We start from the raw sequence: 16,080 nt of genomic DNA, 5'->3' as shown, positions 1-16,080 counted from the left end.
TTGTCCCATTGTTGATTGCACAGGCTGCAATCGACCCGATGAGGAGAAGGAGAGAAGCATGTCGAACCAAGGTAAATGTCCGTTCAACCACGTTGCAGGTGGCGGCACGACCAATCGAGATTGGTGGCCGAATCAGCTTCGTGTGGACTTGCTGAACCAGCATTCCGACCGATCCAACCCGCTCGGCGAGACGTTCAATTACGCCGAAGCGTTCAAGAAGCTCGATTACAAGGCACTGAAGGCCGATCTGGTCAGGCTGATGACCGACAGCCAGGACTGGTGGCCGGCGGACTTCGGTCACTATGGTCCGCAGTTCATCCGTATGGCCTGGCACTCGGCCGGTACCTATCGCACCACCGATGGCCGTGGCGGCGGTGGTCGTGGCCAGCAACGCTTCGCTCCGCTCAACTCCTGGCCGGACAACGTCAACATCGACAAGTCGCGCCGCCTGCTGTGGCCGATCAAGCAGAAGTATGGCCAGGCGATTTCCTGGGCCGACCTCTACATCCTCGCCGGTAACGTGGCGCTCGAGTCCATGGGCTTCCGTACCTTCGGCTTTGCCGGTGGTCGCGAGGACGTCTGGGAACCGGATCAGGACGTCAACTGGGGCGCCGAGATCGCCTGGCTGGGTGTCGATCCCAAGCGCGTCAACGACGAGCGCGAGCTGGCCGCACCGTTCGGTGCCACCCACATGGGCCTGATCTACGTGAACCCGGAAGGTCCGAACGCCAGCGGTGACTACCTGGAGGCCGCCAAGGACATCCGCGCCACCTTCAACCGCATGGCCATGGATGACGAAGAGATCGTTGCCTTGATCGCGGGCGGTCACACCTTCGGCAAGTGCCACGGTGCAGCCCCTGAATCGCACAAGGGGCCGGAGCCGGAAGGCGCACCCATCGAGGCCCAGGGCCTTGGCTGGACCAGCGACTTCGGCACTGGCCATGGCAAGGACACCGTGTCCAGCGGCCTCGAGGTTACCTGGACGAAGACCCCGGCGCTGTGGAGCAACAACTTCTTCGAGAACCTGTTCAAGTTCGAATGGGAGCTGACCAAATCGCCGGCTGGTGCCAAGCAGTGGGTGGCCAAGGATGCACCGGAGATCATTCCCGATGCGCACGTGCCCGGTAAATTCCACAAGCCGACCATGCTGACCACTGACCTCAGCCTGCGTTTTGACCCTGAGTTCGGCAAGATCTCCAAGCACTTCTACGAAGATCCGCAGGCGTTCGCCGATGCCTTCGCCCGTGCCTGGTACAAGCTGACGCACCGCGACATGGGGCCGAAAGCGCGCTACCTCGGCCCGGAAGTGCCGAAGGAAGACCTGATCTGGCAAGACCCGCTGCCAGCCGCCACGCACAACCCGAGCGCTGCCGATATCGCCGACCTGAAGGCGAAGATCGCGGCCTCCGGTCTGTCGGTCGGTGACCTGGTGTCCGTGGCCTGGGCTTCGGCCTCGACCTTCCGTGGTGGTGACAAGCGCGGTGGCGCCAATGGTGCACGCCTGGCCCTGGCGCCGCAGAAGGACTGGGCGGTCAACCAGCGTGCGATCAAGGTGTTGCCGAAACTGGTGGAGATCCAGCAGGCCTCCGGCAAGGCGTCGCTGGCGGATGTGATCGTGCTCGCCGGTAACGTGGGCGTGGAGCTGGCTGCCAAGGCTGCTGGCGTCACGGCTGAGGTGCCGTTCGCCGCTGGCCGTGTCGATGCACGTCAGGACCAGACCGATGTCGAGTCGTTCGATGTGCTGGAGCCGGCAGCCGATGGCTTCCGCAACTACAGCAAGGGCAATCTGGGTGTGCCGACCGAAGCGATGCTGGTCGACAAGGCGCAGATGCTGACCCTGACAGCGCCCGAGCTGACGGCGCTGGTGGGTGGCCTGCGTGTACTGGGTGCCAACCATGACGGCAGCCAGCATGGCGTGTTCACCGACAAGGTCGGCGTGCTGTCCAATGACTTCTTCGTCAACCTGCTGGACATGGGCACCGAGTGGAAGGCCACCGACAGCAGCAGCGAGGTGTTCGAAGGGCGGGCTCGCAAGGATGGCCAGGTGAAGTACACCGCCACCCGTAACGACCTGGTGTTCGGCTCCAACTCGGTACTGCGTGCCTATGCCGAGGTCTATGCCAGTGGCGACGGCAAGGAGAAGCTGGTCAAGGACTTCATCGCCGCCTGGATCAAGGTGATGAACCTGGATCGTTTCGACCTGGCCTGAGCCTGAAGGACGCACAGCCGTGCGTCAGTAGACCGCAACGCCTCCCCCGTGGAGGCGTTGTGCTTTTGCTTGACCGAATCAGGTGTGAGGCGGAGCATTGCACTCTGCCAACGAACGCTACAAGGATTGCCCGGCATGAAAGGCCACACCGAAGTCATCGACTACCTCAAGCACCTGCTCAAGGGTGAGCTGGCCGCCCGCGACCAGTACTTCATCCATTCGCGGCTGTATGAGGACTGGGGCTTCAGCAAGCTCTACGAGCGCATCAACCACGAAATGGAAGAGGAAACCCAGCACGCTGATGCCCTGCTCAAGCGCATCATCTTCCTGGAGGGCGTGCCGGACATGGCGCCGAACCCCTTCACCTACGGGCAGACGGTGCCCGAGGCGCTGAAGCTGGACCTGGCCCTGGAGTACGAAGTGCGTGCGGCCCTCAGCAAGGGCATCGAGCTGTGCGAGCAGCATCAGGATTACCCGAGCCGCGACATCCTGCTGGCGCAGCTCAAGGATACCGAGGAAGATCATGCCTACTGGCTGGAAATCCAGCTGCAGCTGATCGACAAGCTGGGGCTCGAGAAGTACCTGCAAAGCCAGATGTGAGCGGCAAGCTACAAGCTGCAAGCCACAAGAAAAAGCCAGAGCTAATGCTCTGGCTTTTTGTTTCCGCTCTGGCTTGCCGCTTGCGGCCTATCGCTTGTCGCTGTCTCTTTCCAGCAGTGGCTTGAGGAAGTGCCCGGTATGCGATACCGGGTTCGCCGCCACCTCTTCGGGGGTGCCGGTCGCGATGATCATGCCGCCCTTGGAGCCACCCTCCGGACCGAGATCGACCAGCCAGTCGGCGGTCTTGATCACGTCCAGGTTGTGTTCGATGACCACCACGGTGTTGCCGTGGTCGCGCAGGCGATGCAGCACGTCCAGCAGTTGCTGGATGTCGGCGAAGTGCAAGCCGGTGGTCGGCTCGTCGAGGATGTACAGGGTCTTGCCCGTGTCGCGCTTGGACAACTCGCGGCTCAGCTTGACCCGCTGCGCCTCGCCGCCGGACAGCGTGGTCGCGCTCTGGCCCAGCTTGATGTACGAGAGGCCGACGTCCATCAGGGTCTGCAGCTTGCGGGCGATCGCCGGCACGGCGTCGAAGAAGGCGCGGGCGTCCTCGATGGTCATGTCGAGCACTTCGGTGATGCTCTTGCCCTTGTACTTCACTTCCAGGGTTTCGCGGTTGTAGCGCTTGCCCTTGCATACGTCGCACGGCACGTAGATATCCGGCAGGAAGTGCATCTCCACCTTGATCACGCCGTCGCCCTGGCAGGCTTCGCAGCGCCCGCCCTTGACGTTGAAGGAGAAGCGCCCCGGCCCGTAGCCGCGCGAGCGCGACTCCGGCACGCCGGCGAAGAGTTCGCGGATCGGCGTGAACAGGCCGGTATAGGTCGCCGGGTTGGAGCGTGGCGTACGGCCGATCGGGCTCTGGTCGATGTCCACCACCTTGTCCAGGTGCTGCAGGCCGTCGAACGAGTCATGCGGCGCGGCTTCCAGGCTGGTGGCGCCATTCAGCGCGGTAGCGGTGATCGGGAACAGGGTGTTGTTGATCAGCGTCGACTTGCCCGAGCCGGAGACACCGGTGACGCAGGTGAGCAGGCCGACCGGAATCTCCAGGTCGACCTTGCGCAGGTTGTTGCCGCGCGCCCCCTTGAGTTTCAGCGACTTCTTCTTGTCGCGCGGGGTGCGGGTCGCCGGGTACTGGATCTTCTTGCGCCCGGACAGGTAGCTGCCGGTCAGCGACTCGGGGTCGGCCATCACCTGGTCCGGTGTGCCCTGGGAGACGATCCGCCCACCGTGCACGCCGGCGCCCGGGCCGATGTCCACCACGTAGTCGGCCAGGCGAATGGCGTCCTCGTCGTGTTCGACCACGATCACCGTGTTGCCCAGGTTGCGCAGGTGGGTGAGGGTGGCCAGCAGGCGCTCGTTGTCGCGCTGGTGCAGGCCGATGGACGGCTCGTCGAGGATGTACATGACGCCGACCAGGCCGGCGCCGATCTGGCTGGCCAGGCGGATGCGCTGCGCCTCGCCGCCGGAGAGGGTGTCGGCGCTGCGGTCGAGGGTCAGGTAGTCGAGGCCGACATTGACCAGGAACTGCAGGCGCTCGCGAATCTCCTTGAGGATCTTCTCGGCGATCTCGCCGCGTCGTCCGCTCAGGTGCAGCTCGCCGAAGTAGTCGCAGGCATCGCCCACCGGCAGGCCGGTGACCGCCGGCAGGGTCTTCTCGCCGACCCAGACGTGGCGTGCCTCGCGGCGCAGGCGGGTGCCACGGCAATCCGGGCAGGGCTGGGTGCTGAGGAACTTGGCCAGCTCTTCGCGCACGCTGGCCGACTCGGTTTCGCGGTAGCGGCGTTCGAGGTTGGGGATGATGCCCTCGAAGGGGTGCGAGCGCTTGACGATGTCGCCACGGTCGTTGAGGTACTTGAAGTCGACGCTCTGCGTGCCGCTGCCGAACAGGATCACCTTCTGGTGCTCGGCCGCCAGCTCGTCGAACGGTTCTTCCAGGCTGAAGCCGTAGTGGCTCGAGAGCGAGCCGAGCATCTGGAAGTAGTAGACGTTGCGGCGGTCCCAGCCGCGAATGGCGCCTTCGGCGAGGGTCAGCTCGCCGTTGACCAGGCGTTTGGTGTCGAAGAACTGCTTCACCCCCAGGCCGTCGCAGGTGGGGCAGGCGCCAGCGGGGTTGTTGAAGGAGAACAGCTTGGGTTCCAGCTCGCTGATCGAATGGCCGCAGTGCGGGCAGGCGAAGCGTGCGGAGAAGATGATCTCGTCGCCTTCCTCGCCCTGCTCTTTGTCGCCTTCGGCTGGGAGGGGCGCCACCAGGGCGATGCCGTCGGCCAGGCCGAGGGCGGTCTCGAAGGACTCCGCCAGGCGCTGCTGCAGGTCTTCGCGCACCTTGAAGCGGTCGACCACCACGTCGATGGAGTGCTTCTTCTGCTTGTCCAGCTTGGGCAACTCGTCCAGCTCATGCAGCTTGCCGTTGATCCGGGCGCGGACGAAACCCTGCGCGCGCAGCTCCTCGAACACCGAGAGGTGCTCGCCCTTGCGTTCGCGGATCACCGGGGCCAGCAGCATCAGCTTGCGCCCTTCCGGCAGGGCCAGCACCTGATCGACCATCTGGCTGACGGTCTGCGCCTCCAGCGGCACGTCATGGTCCGGGCAGCGTGGGGTGCCGACGCGGGCGTAGAGCAGGCGCAGGTAGTCGTAGATCTCGGTGATGGTGCCGACGGTCGAACGCGGGTTGTGCGAGGTGGATTTCTGCTCGATGGAAATCGCCGGGGACAACCCCTCGATGGTGTCGACGTCAGGCTTCTCCATCATCGACAGGAACTGCCGGGCATAGGCCGACAGCGACTCGACGTAGCGGCGCTGGCCCTCGGCGTAGAGCGTGTCGAACGCCAGGGAGGACTTGCCGGAGCCGGACAGGCCGGTGATCACGATCAGCTTGTCGCGCGGCAGGGTCAGGTCGATATTCTTCAGATTGTGGGTGCGGGCCCCACGGATCAGGATTTTGTCCACTTACAACGGCCTCGCTGGGCGGGCGGAAAACGGTCAAGTATAGGGCTTGCGCCTAGGCTGCGGCAAAGTGTGTGCCTGTGCCGAAACGGCGGCGGCTGCTAGAATCGCCGGCTGATTTCCTCGGGATTGATTCGATGCACGATCCGCACAGCGAGCGCATGAGCAGTAGCGAGACCCGCGCGGCCGGTGGCCTGGCGATGGTCTTCGCGTTTCGTATGCTGGGCATGTTCATGGTGTTGCCGGTGCTGGCCACCTACGGCATGGATCTGGCCGGCAGTACACCGGCACTCATCGGGCTGGCGATTGGCGCCTACGGTCTGACCCAGGCCGTGCTGCAGATTCCGTTCGGCATCATCAGCGACCGCATCGGGCGGCGCCCGGTGATCTATGTGGGCCTGCTGATCTTCGTCGCCGGCAGCCTGGTGGCGGCCAACGCCGATTCCATCTGGGGCGTGATCGCCGGGCGCGTGCTGCAGGGCGCGGGCGCCATTTCGGCGGCGGTGATGGCGCTGCTGTCCGACCTGACCCGCGAGCAGCACCGCACCAAGGCCATGGCCATGATCGGCATGAGCATCGGTCTGTCGTTCGCCGTGGCCATGGTGGTCGGTCCGCTGCTGACCCGCGCGTTCGGTCTGTCCGGCTTGTTCTGGGCGACGGCGGGCATGGCGTTGCTGGGCATCCTGATCGTCGCCGGCGTGGTGCCCAGGGATGCCGGGCCGCTGCAGCATCGCGAGTCCGGCGTGGCCGCCCAGGCGCTATGGCCGACCCTGAAGCATGGCGACCTGCTGCGCCTGGACTTCGCCATCCTGGCGCTGCATGCGGTGCTCATGGCCAGTTTCGTCGCGCTGCCGCTGGCGCTGGTGGAAGAGGGCGGGCTGGTCAAGGAGGAGCACTGGTGGGTCTACCTGACCGCGCTGCTGATCGGCTTCTTCGGCATGGTGCCGTTCATCATCTATGGCGAGAAGAAACGCCAGATGAAACGCGTGCTGCTCGGCGCCGTCAGCGTCCTGCTGGCCTGCGAGCTCTATTTCGCCCTGTTCGGCCACAGCTTGCGTGCGCTGGTGCTGGGCATCATGGTGTTCTTCACCGCGTTCAACCTGCTCGAGGCGTCACTGCCGTCGCTGGTCAGCAAGGTGGCGCCGGCCGGTGGCAAGGGGACGGCGATGGGGGTCTATTCCACCAGCCAGTTCCTCGGCGCGGCGCTGGGCGGCATTCTCGGTGGCTGGCTGTACCAGCATGTCGGCCTGGGCGGGGTGTTCATCGGCTGTGCAGTGCTCTGTGCGATTTGGCTGGCCATTGCTGTTACTATGCGCGAACCGCCGTACGTGACCAGTTTGCGCCTGCCGCTCGATGCCGCGGCACTGGCCGATGTCGAACTGGTCGAACGCCTCAAGGCGACGCCGGGAGTGGCGGACGCCGTGGTGGTGGCCGATGAAGCGGCCATCTATATCAAAGTCGATACCCAACAAGTGGATCGCACGTCTCTGGAGCGCCTGATCGCATCGGCACCAGTGGCGTGCCGAGTCTAGGAGAACGTTATGGCCCGTGGGGTTAACAAAGTCATTCTGGTCGGCACCTGCGGCCAGGACCCGGAAACACGCTACCTGCCCAGCGGCAATGCGGTCACCAACCTGAGCCTGGCCACCAGCGAGCAGTGGACCGACAAGCAGACCGGTCAGAAGGTCGAGAAGACCGAGTGGCACCGCGTTGCCCTGTTCGGCAAGGTCGCCGAGATCGCCGGCGAATACCTGCGCAAGGGTTCGCAGGTGTACATCGAGGGCAAGCTGCAGACCCGCGAGTGGGAAAAGGACGGTATCAAGCGTTACACCACCGAAATCATCGTCGACATGCAGGGCACCATGCAGCTGCTCGGCGGTCGTCCGAGCGGTGACGACAGCGGCGCACCGCGCCAGTCGCGTCCGGCACCTCAGCGTGAGCCGCAGCAGGCCCCGCGTCAGGAGCGTCCGGCTCCGCAGCAGGCCCAGCCGGCGCCTGACTACGACAGCTTCGACGACGATATCCCGTTCTAAGCGGAGCGGGCTCTAGCCTATGCGAATGCGCCTGATGCTGCTGGGCGGCGGCAGTGCCCTGGGGCAAGCGCTGATCCGTCTGGGTGCCGAGGAGGACATTGGCTTCCTCGCGCCCAGGCCGCCGGAGAACGGTTGGGATGCCGCGAGCCTGACCGACCTGCTCGACGACACGCGTCCTGACGCGCTGATCAACCTGGCTTACTACTTCGACTGGTTCCAGGCCGAGTCGGTCGCCGAGTCGCGCCTGGCGACCCAGGAGCGTGCGGTGGAGCGTCTGGCCGAGCTGTGCCAGCACCATTCCATCGTTCTCTTGCAGCCTTCCAGCTATAGGGTGTTCGACGGCTCGCGGGTGACGGCCTACAGCGAGAAGGAAGAACCCATCCCCCTCGGTGTGCGCGGCCAGGCCCTGTGGCGCCTGGAGCAGAGCGTGCGGGCGATCTGCCCGCGGCATGTGCTGCTGCGCTTCGGCTGGCTGCTCGATGACAGTCGCGAGGGCCGCCTGGGGCGTTTCCTGCTGCGTGCCGAGCGTGACGACGCCTTGTTCCTGGCCGATGATCGGCGCGGCAACCCGACGCCGGTGGACGACGCCGCGCGGGTGATTCTCGCCGTGCTCAAGCAGCTCGATTGCGAGTCGCCGCTGTGGGGCACCTACCACTATGGCGGGCACGAGGCGAGCACGTCGCTGAGCCTGGGGCAGGCGGTGCTGACGGAGGCGCGCAACTACCGCAGCAACCTGGTCGAGGACGTATCGGCGCAAGCCCATGCCGCTCGCCCGGATGCCGCCGATGAACCGCAGCATGCGGTACTGGCCTGCAAGAAGATTCTTCACACTTTCGGTATCAAGCCGCGCGCCTGGCGTGCGGGTCTGTCCAACCTACTGGATCGCTACTATCGCCATGGCTGAATTTCTCGTAACGGGCGGGGCCGGCTTCATCGGCTCGAATCTGGTCGACGCACTGCTCGCGGCCGGTCATGACGTGCGCGTGCTGGACAACCTGTCCATGGGCAAGCGCAGCAACCTGCCGCTGGACAACCCGCGCCTGCGCTTCATCGAGGGCGACGTGGCCGACGCGCAGATCGTCGCCGAAGCCGTCGCCGGCTGTGCAGGTGTTGCGCACCTGGCGGCGGTGGCCTCGGTACAGGCCTCGGTGGATGACCCTGTCGCGACGCACCAGAGCAATTTCATCGGTACCCTGAACGTCTGCGAGGCCATGCGCCAGCAGGGCGTGCGGCGTGTCGTCTACGCCTCCAGCGCGGCCATCTACGGCAACAATGGCGAGGGGGTGGCGATCGACGAAGCCACCGCCAAGGCGCCGTTGACGCCCTACGCCTCGGACAAGCTGGCCGGCGAGCATTACCTCGATTTCTATCGCCGCCAGCATGGCCTGGAGCCGGCGGTGTTTCGTTTCTTCAATATCTTCGGACCGCGCCAGGATCCGTCCTCGCCGTATTCCGGGGTGATCAGCATCTTTACCCAGCGTGCGCAGCAGGGCCTGCCGATCAGCGTCTTCGGCGATGGCGAGCAGACGCGCGATTTCTTCTATGTGGGCGATCTGGTCGCGTTGCTGATGCAGGGCCTGCTCAACCAGCAGGCAGTGCTCGAACCGGTCAACGTCGGCTGGAGCCAGGCGGTCAGCCTCAACCAGCTGCTGGCCGAGATCGGCACGCTGTACGGCGGCCTGCCACAGGTGACGCACCTGCCGGCACGGGCTGGCGATATCCGCCATTCGCGGGCCGACAATTCGCGCCTGCAGGCGCACTATGCCATGCCGGAGCAGACGCCCTTGCGCGAAGGGCTGCGACTGTTGCTCGGGCTCTGAGCAGAGGAAAAGAAAAAGCCGGCGAAAGCCGGCTTTTTCTTTTGCCCGGGGTTATCAGAACTTGTAACCCAGACCCACCATGTAGACGAAGGGGTCGACGTCCACGTCCACCTTGGCCCGTACGCCAAGCGCGGTGTTATCGACGTAGGCGGTGGTGTCGATATCGATGTAGCGAACCTGGGCGTTGATCATCAGGCTGTCGGTCAGCATGTAGTCGGCGCCCACCTGCCAGGCCAGGCCCCAGGAGTTCTTGGCGCGGAAGTTGTCGAAGCCGTTGGCGCTGGCGTCGCTGCCGACATGTTCGTCGAAGATCCAGGTGTAGTTGATACCGGCACCGAGATAGGGCTGGAAGGCCGACTTGGCGTCAAGCGGGTAGTACACCAGGCTCAGGGTCGGCGGCAGGTGCTTGAGGGTGCCCAGCTTGCCATTGGCGGCATCGAGGACGGTGCCCTTGATCTTCACGTCGTGCTCGAACGGTGTGGCCGCCAGCAGCTCAATGCCCAGGTTGTCGGTGAGCATATAGGCGAAGTTCAGACCCAGCTGAGTGTCACTGCTCATGGTCGCCTTGCCGCCGAGGTCGGTACCGGCGAGGCCGCCACGGTCGACCTTGACGCTGGAGGAGTCAGCGTCCGGATTGACGGTGATGGCACCGGCACGAACGATGATGTCGCCAGCCTGGTGGGCCTGAGCGACGGGGGCAGCGATGGCGAGGGCCAGCAGTGAGGCAGTGAACAGTGACTTGTACATAGCGAGCTCCAGTTCGAGTCGGTTGTGTCTTTGGCTGGAATCAATGCTAAGCCAAGCAACAATTCGCTTTTTGACCTGGCTCAATAGATCGGTGGGCTCTGCCACGGAGCTTTGTCCCATTGCTTAGAATGCATCTCTAGATGATAATGTTTCTCTTTTTGAAGCAAGCCTGTCTGTCGAGGACCCCCTGCGCATGAATCGCTTCCCCCTCCGTTCCCTGGCCGTCGCCCTGTTGTTGGCGAGCGGCTCGCTGGCTGCTGCGCCGCTGGATGCCGCGCTGGACGAAAGCCAGCGTCTGGCCGCCGAGGCCAAGGCCTCCCAGGGCCGCGTCGAGCAGCTGGATGATGCCAGCCGCGAGATGCTCAATGAGTACCGCAATGCCTTGCAGCAGGCTGAAGCTTTGAAAGGTTATAACAGTCAGCTGCGCGACCTGGTCGACGCCCAGCGCCAGGAGCTGGCCAGCTACCAGAAGCAGCTCGACGGCATCGAACGTACCCAGGAGGCGGTGAGCCCGCAGATGGTCAGGATGGTCGAGGTACTGGGCGAGTTCATCGCCGCCGACCTGCCGTTCCTGCCGGAGGAGCGTGAGGATCGCCTGGCCCAGCTCAAGGACCTGCTGCCGCGTGCCGACGTCAGCCTGGCCGACAAGTACCGCCGCATCCTCGAGGCCTATCAGATCGAAAGTGACTATGGCCGCACCCTGGAAGCCTGGCGCGGCGAGCTGAGCCAGGCCGACGGCAGCTCGCGCAGCGTCGAGTTCCTCCGTCTTGGCCGCAGCATGCTGTATTACCAGACCCTGGATGCGCACGAGAGCGGCTGGTGGAACCCGCAGGCCAAGGCCTGGCAGGTGCTCGACGGCGGTGCTCGACGTCCGCTGACCCAGGCCATCGCCATCGCCCGCCAGCAGCAGGCGCCCGCCGTGCTGTCCCTGCCGATCAAGACCCTGGCCGAGGAGGCCGCACAATGAGTCGTCGTGTTGTAGCCGTACTGGCGCTCAGCCTGTTGCCGGCATTGGCCGCCGTGGCCGAAACCCTGAGTCCCGATCAACTGCTGCAGCGCATTCGCAGCGAGCGTGCGGCCGAAGCCAGCGCCATGCAACAGCGCGAGCAGGCCTTTCTGGCCAAGCGCAGCGAGCAGGCGCAACTGCTCGCGAGCGCTCGTTCCGCGCTGAATGCGCAGAAGGCCGAGAGCGAACGCCTGAAGGCCGAATTCGACCGCCAGGAGGCCGAACTGGCCGAGCAGGAGAAACTGCTGGCACAGCGTGTCGGCCACCTGGGTGAATTGTTCGGCGTGGTTCGCCAGAGCGCCGGGGATGTTGCCGGTCAATGGCAGGACAGCCTGCTCAACGCGCAGTACCCGGAGCGCCTGAAGCGTCTCAAGGCATTGGCCGAGAGCCGTTCGCTGCCGTCCGCCGATGACCTCGACAGCTACTGGATGCTGCTGCTCGAAGACCTGGCCGCCAGTGGCCGCATTGAGCGCGTGACGCTGCCGGTGGTCAATGTCGATGGCTCGCGCCAGGAGCAGCAGGTGCTGCGTGTCGGCACCTTCGGCGCCTATGGCGAGGATGCCTTCCTGCGTTACGACGCCGACGCTGGGCAACTGGTCGCTCCGCCACGTCAGCCATCGGGTCTGGGACAGGTCGAGGATTATCTGAGCAGCACCGAGGCGCTGGCGACCCTGCCTGTCGATCCGAGCCGTGGCAGCCTGCTGGCACAGCTGCAGCAGCAGCCGACGTTGTGGGATCGCCTGCAGCAGGGCGGCCTGGTGGGTTGGGTGATCGTCGTGCTGGGCGGCCTGGGCCTGTTGCTGGCGCTGTGGCGGATGGTCTATCTGGCTCGCGTGGGCAGTGGCGTCAAGGCGCAGATGCATGACCTCAGCGCGCCGCGTGACGACAATCCGCTCGGGCGGGTGATCGGCGTGCTGGGCGCCAAGCCGCAGCTGGCCGACCTGGAAACCCTGGAGCTGAAACTGGACGAGGCGATCCTCCAGGAAACGCCGCCGCTGGAGAAAGGCCAGGGCCTGCTCAAGCTGCTGGCCGCCGTCGCCCCGCTGCTGGGGCTGCTGGGCACCGTGACCGGCATGATCGTGACCTTCCAGGCCATCACCCAGAGTGGTGGCGGGGACTCGCGCCTGATGGCCGATGGTATTTCCCAGGCACTGGTAACCACCGTGCTGGGCCTGGTGGTGGCGATCCCGCTGCTGTTCCTGCACAGCCTGCTGGCCAGCCGCAGCAAGGGGCTGATCCAGGTTCTGGAGCAGCAGAGCGCGGGCCTGATCGCCCTGCACCTGTCGGGAGCGTCGCGCCGTGACTGATCTGTTCGCCTTCTGGCTGCGTGCGGTCGACAGCGCCTATGCGCTGCTCGACTTCATGAGCGCCGGTGGCGTGGTGATGTGGGCGCTGGCGGTGCTCTGCATCCTGTTCTGGACCCTGGTGTTCGAGCGCTTCTGGTACATGCGCAGGATCTTCCCGCTCTGGGTCCACGAGCGCCGCGAGGCCTGGCAGCAGGTGCTGGCGGACGACAACGGCAACTGGCAGCGCGCCGTGCGCCTGGCCTGGCTGGCGCAGGCGCGCCAGCAGCTGGCGGCGCCATTGCGCCTGGGCAAGACCCTGGTTGCGTTGTATCCGCTGCTGGGCCTGCTCGGCACCGTGCTGGGCATGATCGCGGTGTTCGACGTGCTTGCCCTCAACGGCACCGGTAACCCGCGCGGCATGGCCGCAGGCGTCTGGCAGGCGACCCTGCCGACCATGGCCGGCATGGTCCTGGCCATTCCCGGATTGTTCAGCCTGGCGCGCCTCGAGCGCGAAGCCAGCCAGGCCATCGAGCGGCTGGCCGACCAGCTGCGTCACGACTGAGATCGCCCAACATGAGAATGCGTCGCCACCACCAGCAGGACGAAGACACCGGCATCGACCTTACGCCGATGCTCGACGTGGTCTTCATCATGCTGATCTTCTTCATCGTCACCAGCTCCTTCATTCGTGAGTCCGGGGTCGAGGTCCAGCGCCCGCAGGCGGAAACCGCCAGCCCGCAGGACAAGGGCAACATCCTCATCGCCGTCACGGCCGACGGGCAGATCTGGATGGACAAGCAATCCGTGGACATCCGCAGCGTGCGTGCGCACGTCGAGCGCATGCGCGTCGACCAGCCGGATGGCGCGGTGGTGGTGCAGGCCGACCAGGACGCACGCACCGGCCTGGTGGTCCAGGTGATGGATCAGGCGCGTCTGGCCGGTGTGCAGGACGTCGCCCTGGCTGCCGGTAGCGGAGTCAACTGATGCGCCTGCCGCTGTCGTTTCTCGGTGCCTGCCTGATGGCCCTGGGGCTGTTCGCCCTGATGCTCTACATGGTTGCACCGCCCAGCGCGAAGGTCAGCCAGGACCCGGTCAGCGTGGCCAACTTCGTGCGCATGGATGGCAATGCCAGCGAGACGGCCAGCCGCACTCGCCAGCAGGCGCCCCAGCCACCGCAACCGCAGACCCCGCAACCGCCCACGCCGCCGACCCCGCAGACGGCCACGCCGAATGCCAACCTGCCGGCACTGGACATCCAGTTGCCCAGCCTGGCCAGCGGCATCGCCGTCAACAGCGCGCCGGCACCGAGCCTGTCCGGGCTGGCTCCGGGCGCGCCGGCACCGACCCCGCCGAGCAATGCCAGCGAGTCGGGCGGGCAGATGGGCGGTATGGAAAGCGAGGTCATGCCGCTCAACGACGTGCGTCCCAAGTACCCGGATCACGCCCTGCGCCGTGGCATCGAAGGTTTCGTCAAACTGGCTTTCACCATCAATCGCGCCGGCAGCGTGGAGAACATCCGCGTGCTGGAGGCCAGCCCCCGCAACGTGTTCGAGCGCGAAGCGCGTCGGGCTGCTGCACGCTGGCGCTTCGCACCTCGGACCGAGGGCGGTCTTGCGGTGGATCGCGAGGCGGTGAAAACCCTCTACTTCCGACTGGAAAGGAGCTGACCATGTACCGTTGGTTGTTGCTCGTGATGCTCAGTGCTACGGCCGTGCCCGGCATGGCCCAGCAAACCGTCGACCCGGCCGTTTTCCGTGCCCTGAACAGCGCGCAGGTCGCGCAGCAGAAAGGCGACTACGCGGCGGCCCGCAAGGCACTGGACGCGGTCAAGGCGTCTGGCGGCAGCCTCGAGGAGGCGCTGATCTGGCGCAGCAAGGCCTATGTGGCCTGGTCGGCGGGCAACAACGCGCAGGCCATCGACTGGCTGGACAAGGCGGTACGCAGCGGCAAGCTGGACGACGAGATGCTGGTCGTCGAACGCCTCAACCTGGCCAAGCTCAACCTGGGCGAGCGGCGCTACGCCAAGGTCGTCGAGCTGCTGGCGCCGGGCCAGGCCAGTGCCTCCGAGGAAGTGCTGCAGATGCTGGTGCAGGCCTATCAGGGCATGAACCAGCCAGCCAAGGCGCTGCCGCTGGCCGAGCGCTACGTGCAGGCCAACCCGCGTGCTGCGGACATCTGGCTGCAGTTCCTGGTGGGCGCCAATGCCGATCTGAAGCGTTATGCCCAGGCCGAGCGCTGGCAGCGCCAGTTGCTGGCGCGCAAACCGGACGATGCCAAGGGTTGGCGCCAGCTGGCTGGTCTGCAGCAGATGGCTGGCAGCAACGACAAGGCCCTGGCCACCCTGCGTGCGGCGCACAGCAAGGGCCTGCGTTTCAGCGAGTCGGAACTGGACAACCTGGTACTGCTGGCAGGCGCTGCCGACCAGCCCTGGCAGGGCGCGAAGCTGCTCAAGGGCATGCTCGACAGTGGCCTGCTGGCCAACACGGCTGCCCGTCAGGAGCGCCTGGGGCTGTTCTGGTGGCAGGCGCGTGACCGCGTCGCCGCCGTGCGTGTGTTGCGGCCGCTGGCCGAGCGCAGCGGCAACGGCAAGCACTGGCTGTACGTGGCGCAGCTGGAACTGGAGCAGTCACGCTGGCAGGCTGGCCTGGAGGCGCTGGCGCGTGCCGAGCGCAACGGCGCCGAGCGGTCCAAGGTGCGCTCCTGGCGGCAGTGGGCAGAAAGCGAGCTGCGCTTCGAACGAGACAATCGCGTCGCCAGTCGTGGCTGATGCTGACGGACATGAAAAAGCCAGACGCGATGTCTGGCTTTTTCATGTCTGGGATCTGTCCGCCGTTCATATCGCGGCTGAAGCCGCTCCTACAACCGCTCCGAATCAACTGTCGGGCAGCTCGTAGGCGTAGATCTTGTCCGCTTCCATCTGGTAGCCGACCTCGGCCAGTTCGCTGGTGACGTGCTCCACCTTCATCGGTCCCTCGATCCAGAACGGCTGGTACAGCGCATCGAGCAGCACGCCGAGCTCACTGGTGACATGCACGATCTGGTTCGACGGCGGTGGCGGTACGTGGATGCAGGCACCGAAGTAAGGCACCAGCAGGAATTCCACGACCCGCCCTTCATCGGTGACGTCGAGCGGCACGATGTAGCCTGGCAACTTGACCTTCTGCCCATTCAGCTCCTTCACCACCGGTGCAGCCGGTGCCTGCTGCGTGGCGGCCGGGCCTGACTCGGACAGGGCATCCGCCAACTGCGAGAGGTCGTGGATGGGCGCCGGGTCGACAATCTGCGGCGGGGCGTTGGGCGGAATCAGTTCGGACCAGGTGAGTTCGCGCACCTCGGCGGCGGCCAGTGGCAGCGCCAGGGTCAGCAGCAGGGTGGCGAGCAGGGGGCGGGACATGAAGAACCTCGTTTCAGGGGCGCCCGCGCAGTGTACGCC

At 65.5% G+C, this 16,080-nt stretch carries 15 protein-coding genes; 12 read left to right on the top strand and 3 right to left on the bottom strand.

The annotated features are described in order from the left end of the window. Positions 1–58: 58 nt before the first annotated feature. Both katG and bfr read left to right on the top strand, forming a co-directional pair. The gene (katG, locus tag FIV02_RS21015) at positions 59–2,209 is read left to right on the top strand and encodes a catalase/peroxidase HPI (protein WP_152489704.1); all 2,151 of its coding nucleotides are present in this window, start codon (positions 59–61) and stop codon (positions 2,207–2,209) included. A gap of 135 nt (positions 2,210–2,344) precedes the next feature. Then, positions 2,345–2,809, top strand: a complete 465-nt coding sequence (gene bfr, locus FIV02_RS21010; RefSeq protein WP_047587342.1) for a bacterioferritin — start codon at positions 2,345–2,347, stop codon at positions 2,807–2,809. Between the two features lie 87 nt (positions 2,810–2,896). Here bfr and uvrA read toward each other — a convergent pair whose 3' ends face one another. After that, complete coding sequence (gene uvrA / locus FIV02_RS21005) at positions 2,897–5,758, bottom strand: excinuclease ABC subunit UvrA (RefSeq protein ID WP_152489703.1); 2,862 nt, start codon at positions 5,756–5,758, stop codon at positions 2,897–2,899. 134 nt (positions 5,759–5,892) lie between these two features. Here uvrA and FIV02_RS21000 point away from each other — a divergent pair, with 134 nt between their 5' ends. The 4 genes from FIV02_RS21000 to FIV02_RS20985 are packed head-to-tail and all read left to right on the top strand — an operon-like array spanning position 5,893 to position 9,608. Beyond that, on the top strand, positions 5,893–7,287 hold the full coding sequence (locus FIV02_RS21000) for an MFS transporter (protein WP_152489702.1): 1,395 nt from the start codon (positions 5,893–5,895) through the stop codon (positions 7,285–7,287). Between the two features lie 9 nt (positions 7,288–7,296). Continuing rightward, positions 7,297–7,788 (top strand): single-stranded DNA-binding protein, encoded by a 492-nt coding sequence (locus FIV02_RS20995; RefSeq protein WP_037055750.1) that lies wholly within the window; start codon positions 7,297–7,299, stop codon positions 7,786–7,788. A 19-nt stretch (positions 7,789–7,807) separates the two neighbouring features. Beyond that, the gene (locus FIV02_RS20990) at positions 7,808–8,692 is read left to right on the top strand and encodes a sugar nucleotide-binding protein (protein ID WP_134675805.1); all 885 of its coding nucleotides are present in this window, start codon (positions 7,808–7,810) and stop codon (positions 8,690–8,692) included. Next, a complete protein-coding gene (locus tag FIV02_RS20985) occupies positions 8,685–9,608 on the top strand; it encodes an NAD-dependent epimerase/dehydratase family protein (RefSeq protein WP_037055754.1) in 924 nt (307 codons plus the stop codon). The genes FIV02_RS20990 and FIV02_RS20985 overlap by 8 nt, the downstream gene beginning before the upstream one ends. A 54-nt stretch (positions 9,609–9,662) precedes the next feature. Here the strand turns inward: FIV02_RS20985 and FIV02_RS20980 are convergent, their stop codons facing one another. Beyond that, entirely contained in the window at positions 9,663–10,355 is a 693-nt protein-coding gene (locus FIV02_RS20980) for an OmpW family protein (protein ID WP_037055756.1), read from the bottom strand. A gap of 193 nt (positions 10,356–10,548) precedes the next feature. On the opposite strand from FIV02_RS20980, the gene FIV02_RS20975 reads away from it, so the two are divergent. The 6 genes from FIV02_RS20975 to FIV02_RS20950 are packed head-to-tail and all read left to right on the top strand — an operon-like array spanning position 10,549 to position 15,414. Beyond that, the gene (locus FIV02_RS20975) at positions 10,549–11,322 is read left to right on the top strand and encodes a DUF3450 domain-containing protein (RefSeq protein ID WP_047584896.1); all 774 of its coding nucleotides are present in this window, start codon (positions 10,549–10,551) and stop codon (positions 11,320–11,322) included. Next, positions 11,319–12,668 (top strand): MotA/TolQ/ExbB proton channel family protein, encoded by a 1,350-nt coding sequence (locus FIV02_RS20970; RefSeq protein WP_152489701.1) that lies wholly within the window; start codon positions 11,319–11,321, stop codon positions 12,666–12,668. The genes FIV02_RS20975 and FIV02_RS20970 overlap by 4 nt, the downstream gene beginning before the upstream one ends. Next, positions 12,661–13,209, top strand: coding sequence for a MotA/TolQ/ExbB proton channel family protein (locus tag FIV02_RS20965; RefSeq protein ID WP_037055760.1), 549 nt, complete (start codon positions 12,661–12,663; stop codon positions 13,207–13,209). The genes FIV02_RS20970 and FIV02_RS20965 overlap by 8 nt, the downstream gene beginning before the upstream one ends. A gap of 11 nt (positions 13,210–13,220) precedes the next feature. After that, positions 13,221–13,631, top strand: a complete 411-nt coding sequence (locus tag FIV02_RS20960; RefSeq protein WP_152489700.1) for a biopolymer transporter ExbD — start codon at positions 13,221–13,223, stop codon at positions 13,629–13,631. Next, positions 13,631–14,314, top strand: a complete 684-nt coding sequence (locus FIV02_RS20955) for an energy transducer TonB (RefSeq protein ID WP_037055761.1) — start codon at positions 13,631–13,633, stop codon at positions 14,312–14,314. Before FIV02_RS20960 ends, FIV02_RS20955 begins: the two co-directional genes overlap by 1 nt. Positions 14,315–14,316: 2 nt before the next feature. Beyond that, positions 14,317–15,414, top strand: coding sequence for a tetratricopeptide repeat protein (locus FIV02_RS20950; RefSeq protein WP_152489699.1), 1,098 nt, complete (start codon positions 14,317–14,319; stop codon positions 15,412–15,414). A 105-nt stretch (positions 15,415–15,519) separates the two neighbouring features. Here FIV02_RS20950 and FIV02_RS20945 read toward each other — a convergent pair whose 3' ends face one another. After that, positions 15,520–16,041, bottom strand: coding sequence for a DUF3299 domain-containing protein (locus FIV02_RS20945; RefSeq protein ID WP_152489698.1), 522 nt, complete (start codon positions 16,039–16,041; stop codon positions 15,520–15,522). Positions 16,042–16,080 lie beyond the last annotated feature (39 nt).

Origin of the sequence: Pseudomonas sp. THAF187a (assembly GCF_009363395.1) — a bacterium.
Lineage (GTDB): Bacteria > Pseudomonadota > Gammaproteobacteria > Pseudomonadales > Pseudomonadaceae > Aquipseudomonas > Aquipseudomonas khazarica.
The sequence above is the reverse complement of the archived record's forward strand: the minus strand, read 5'-3'. Positions and strand labels throughout refer to the sequence as shown.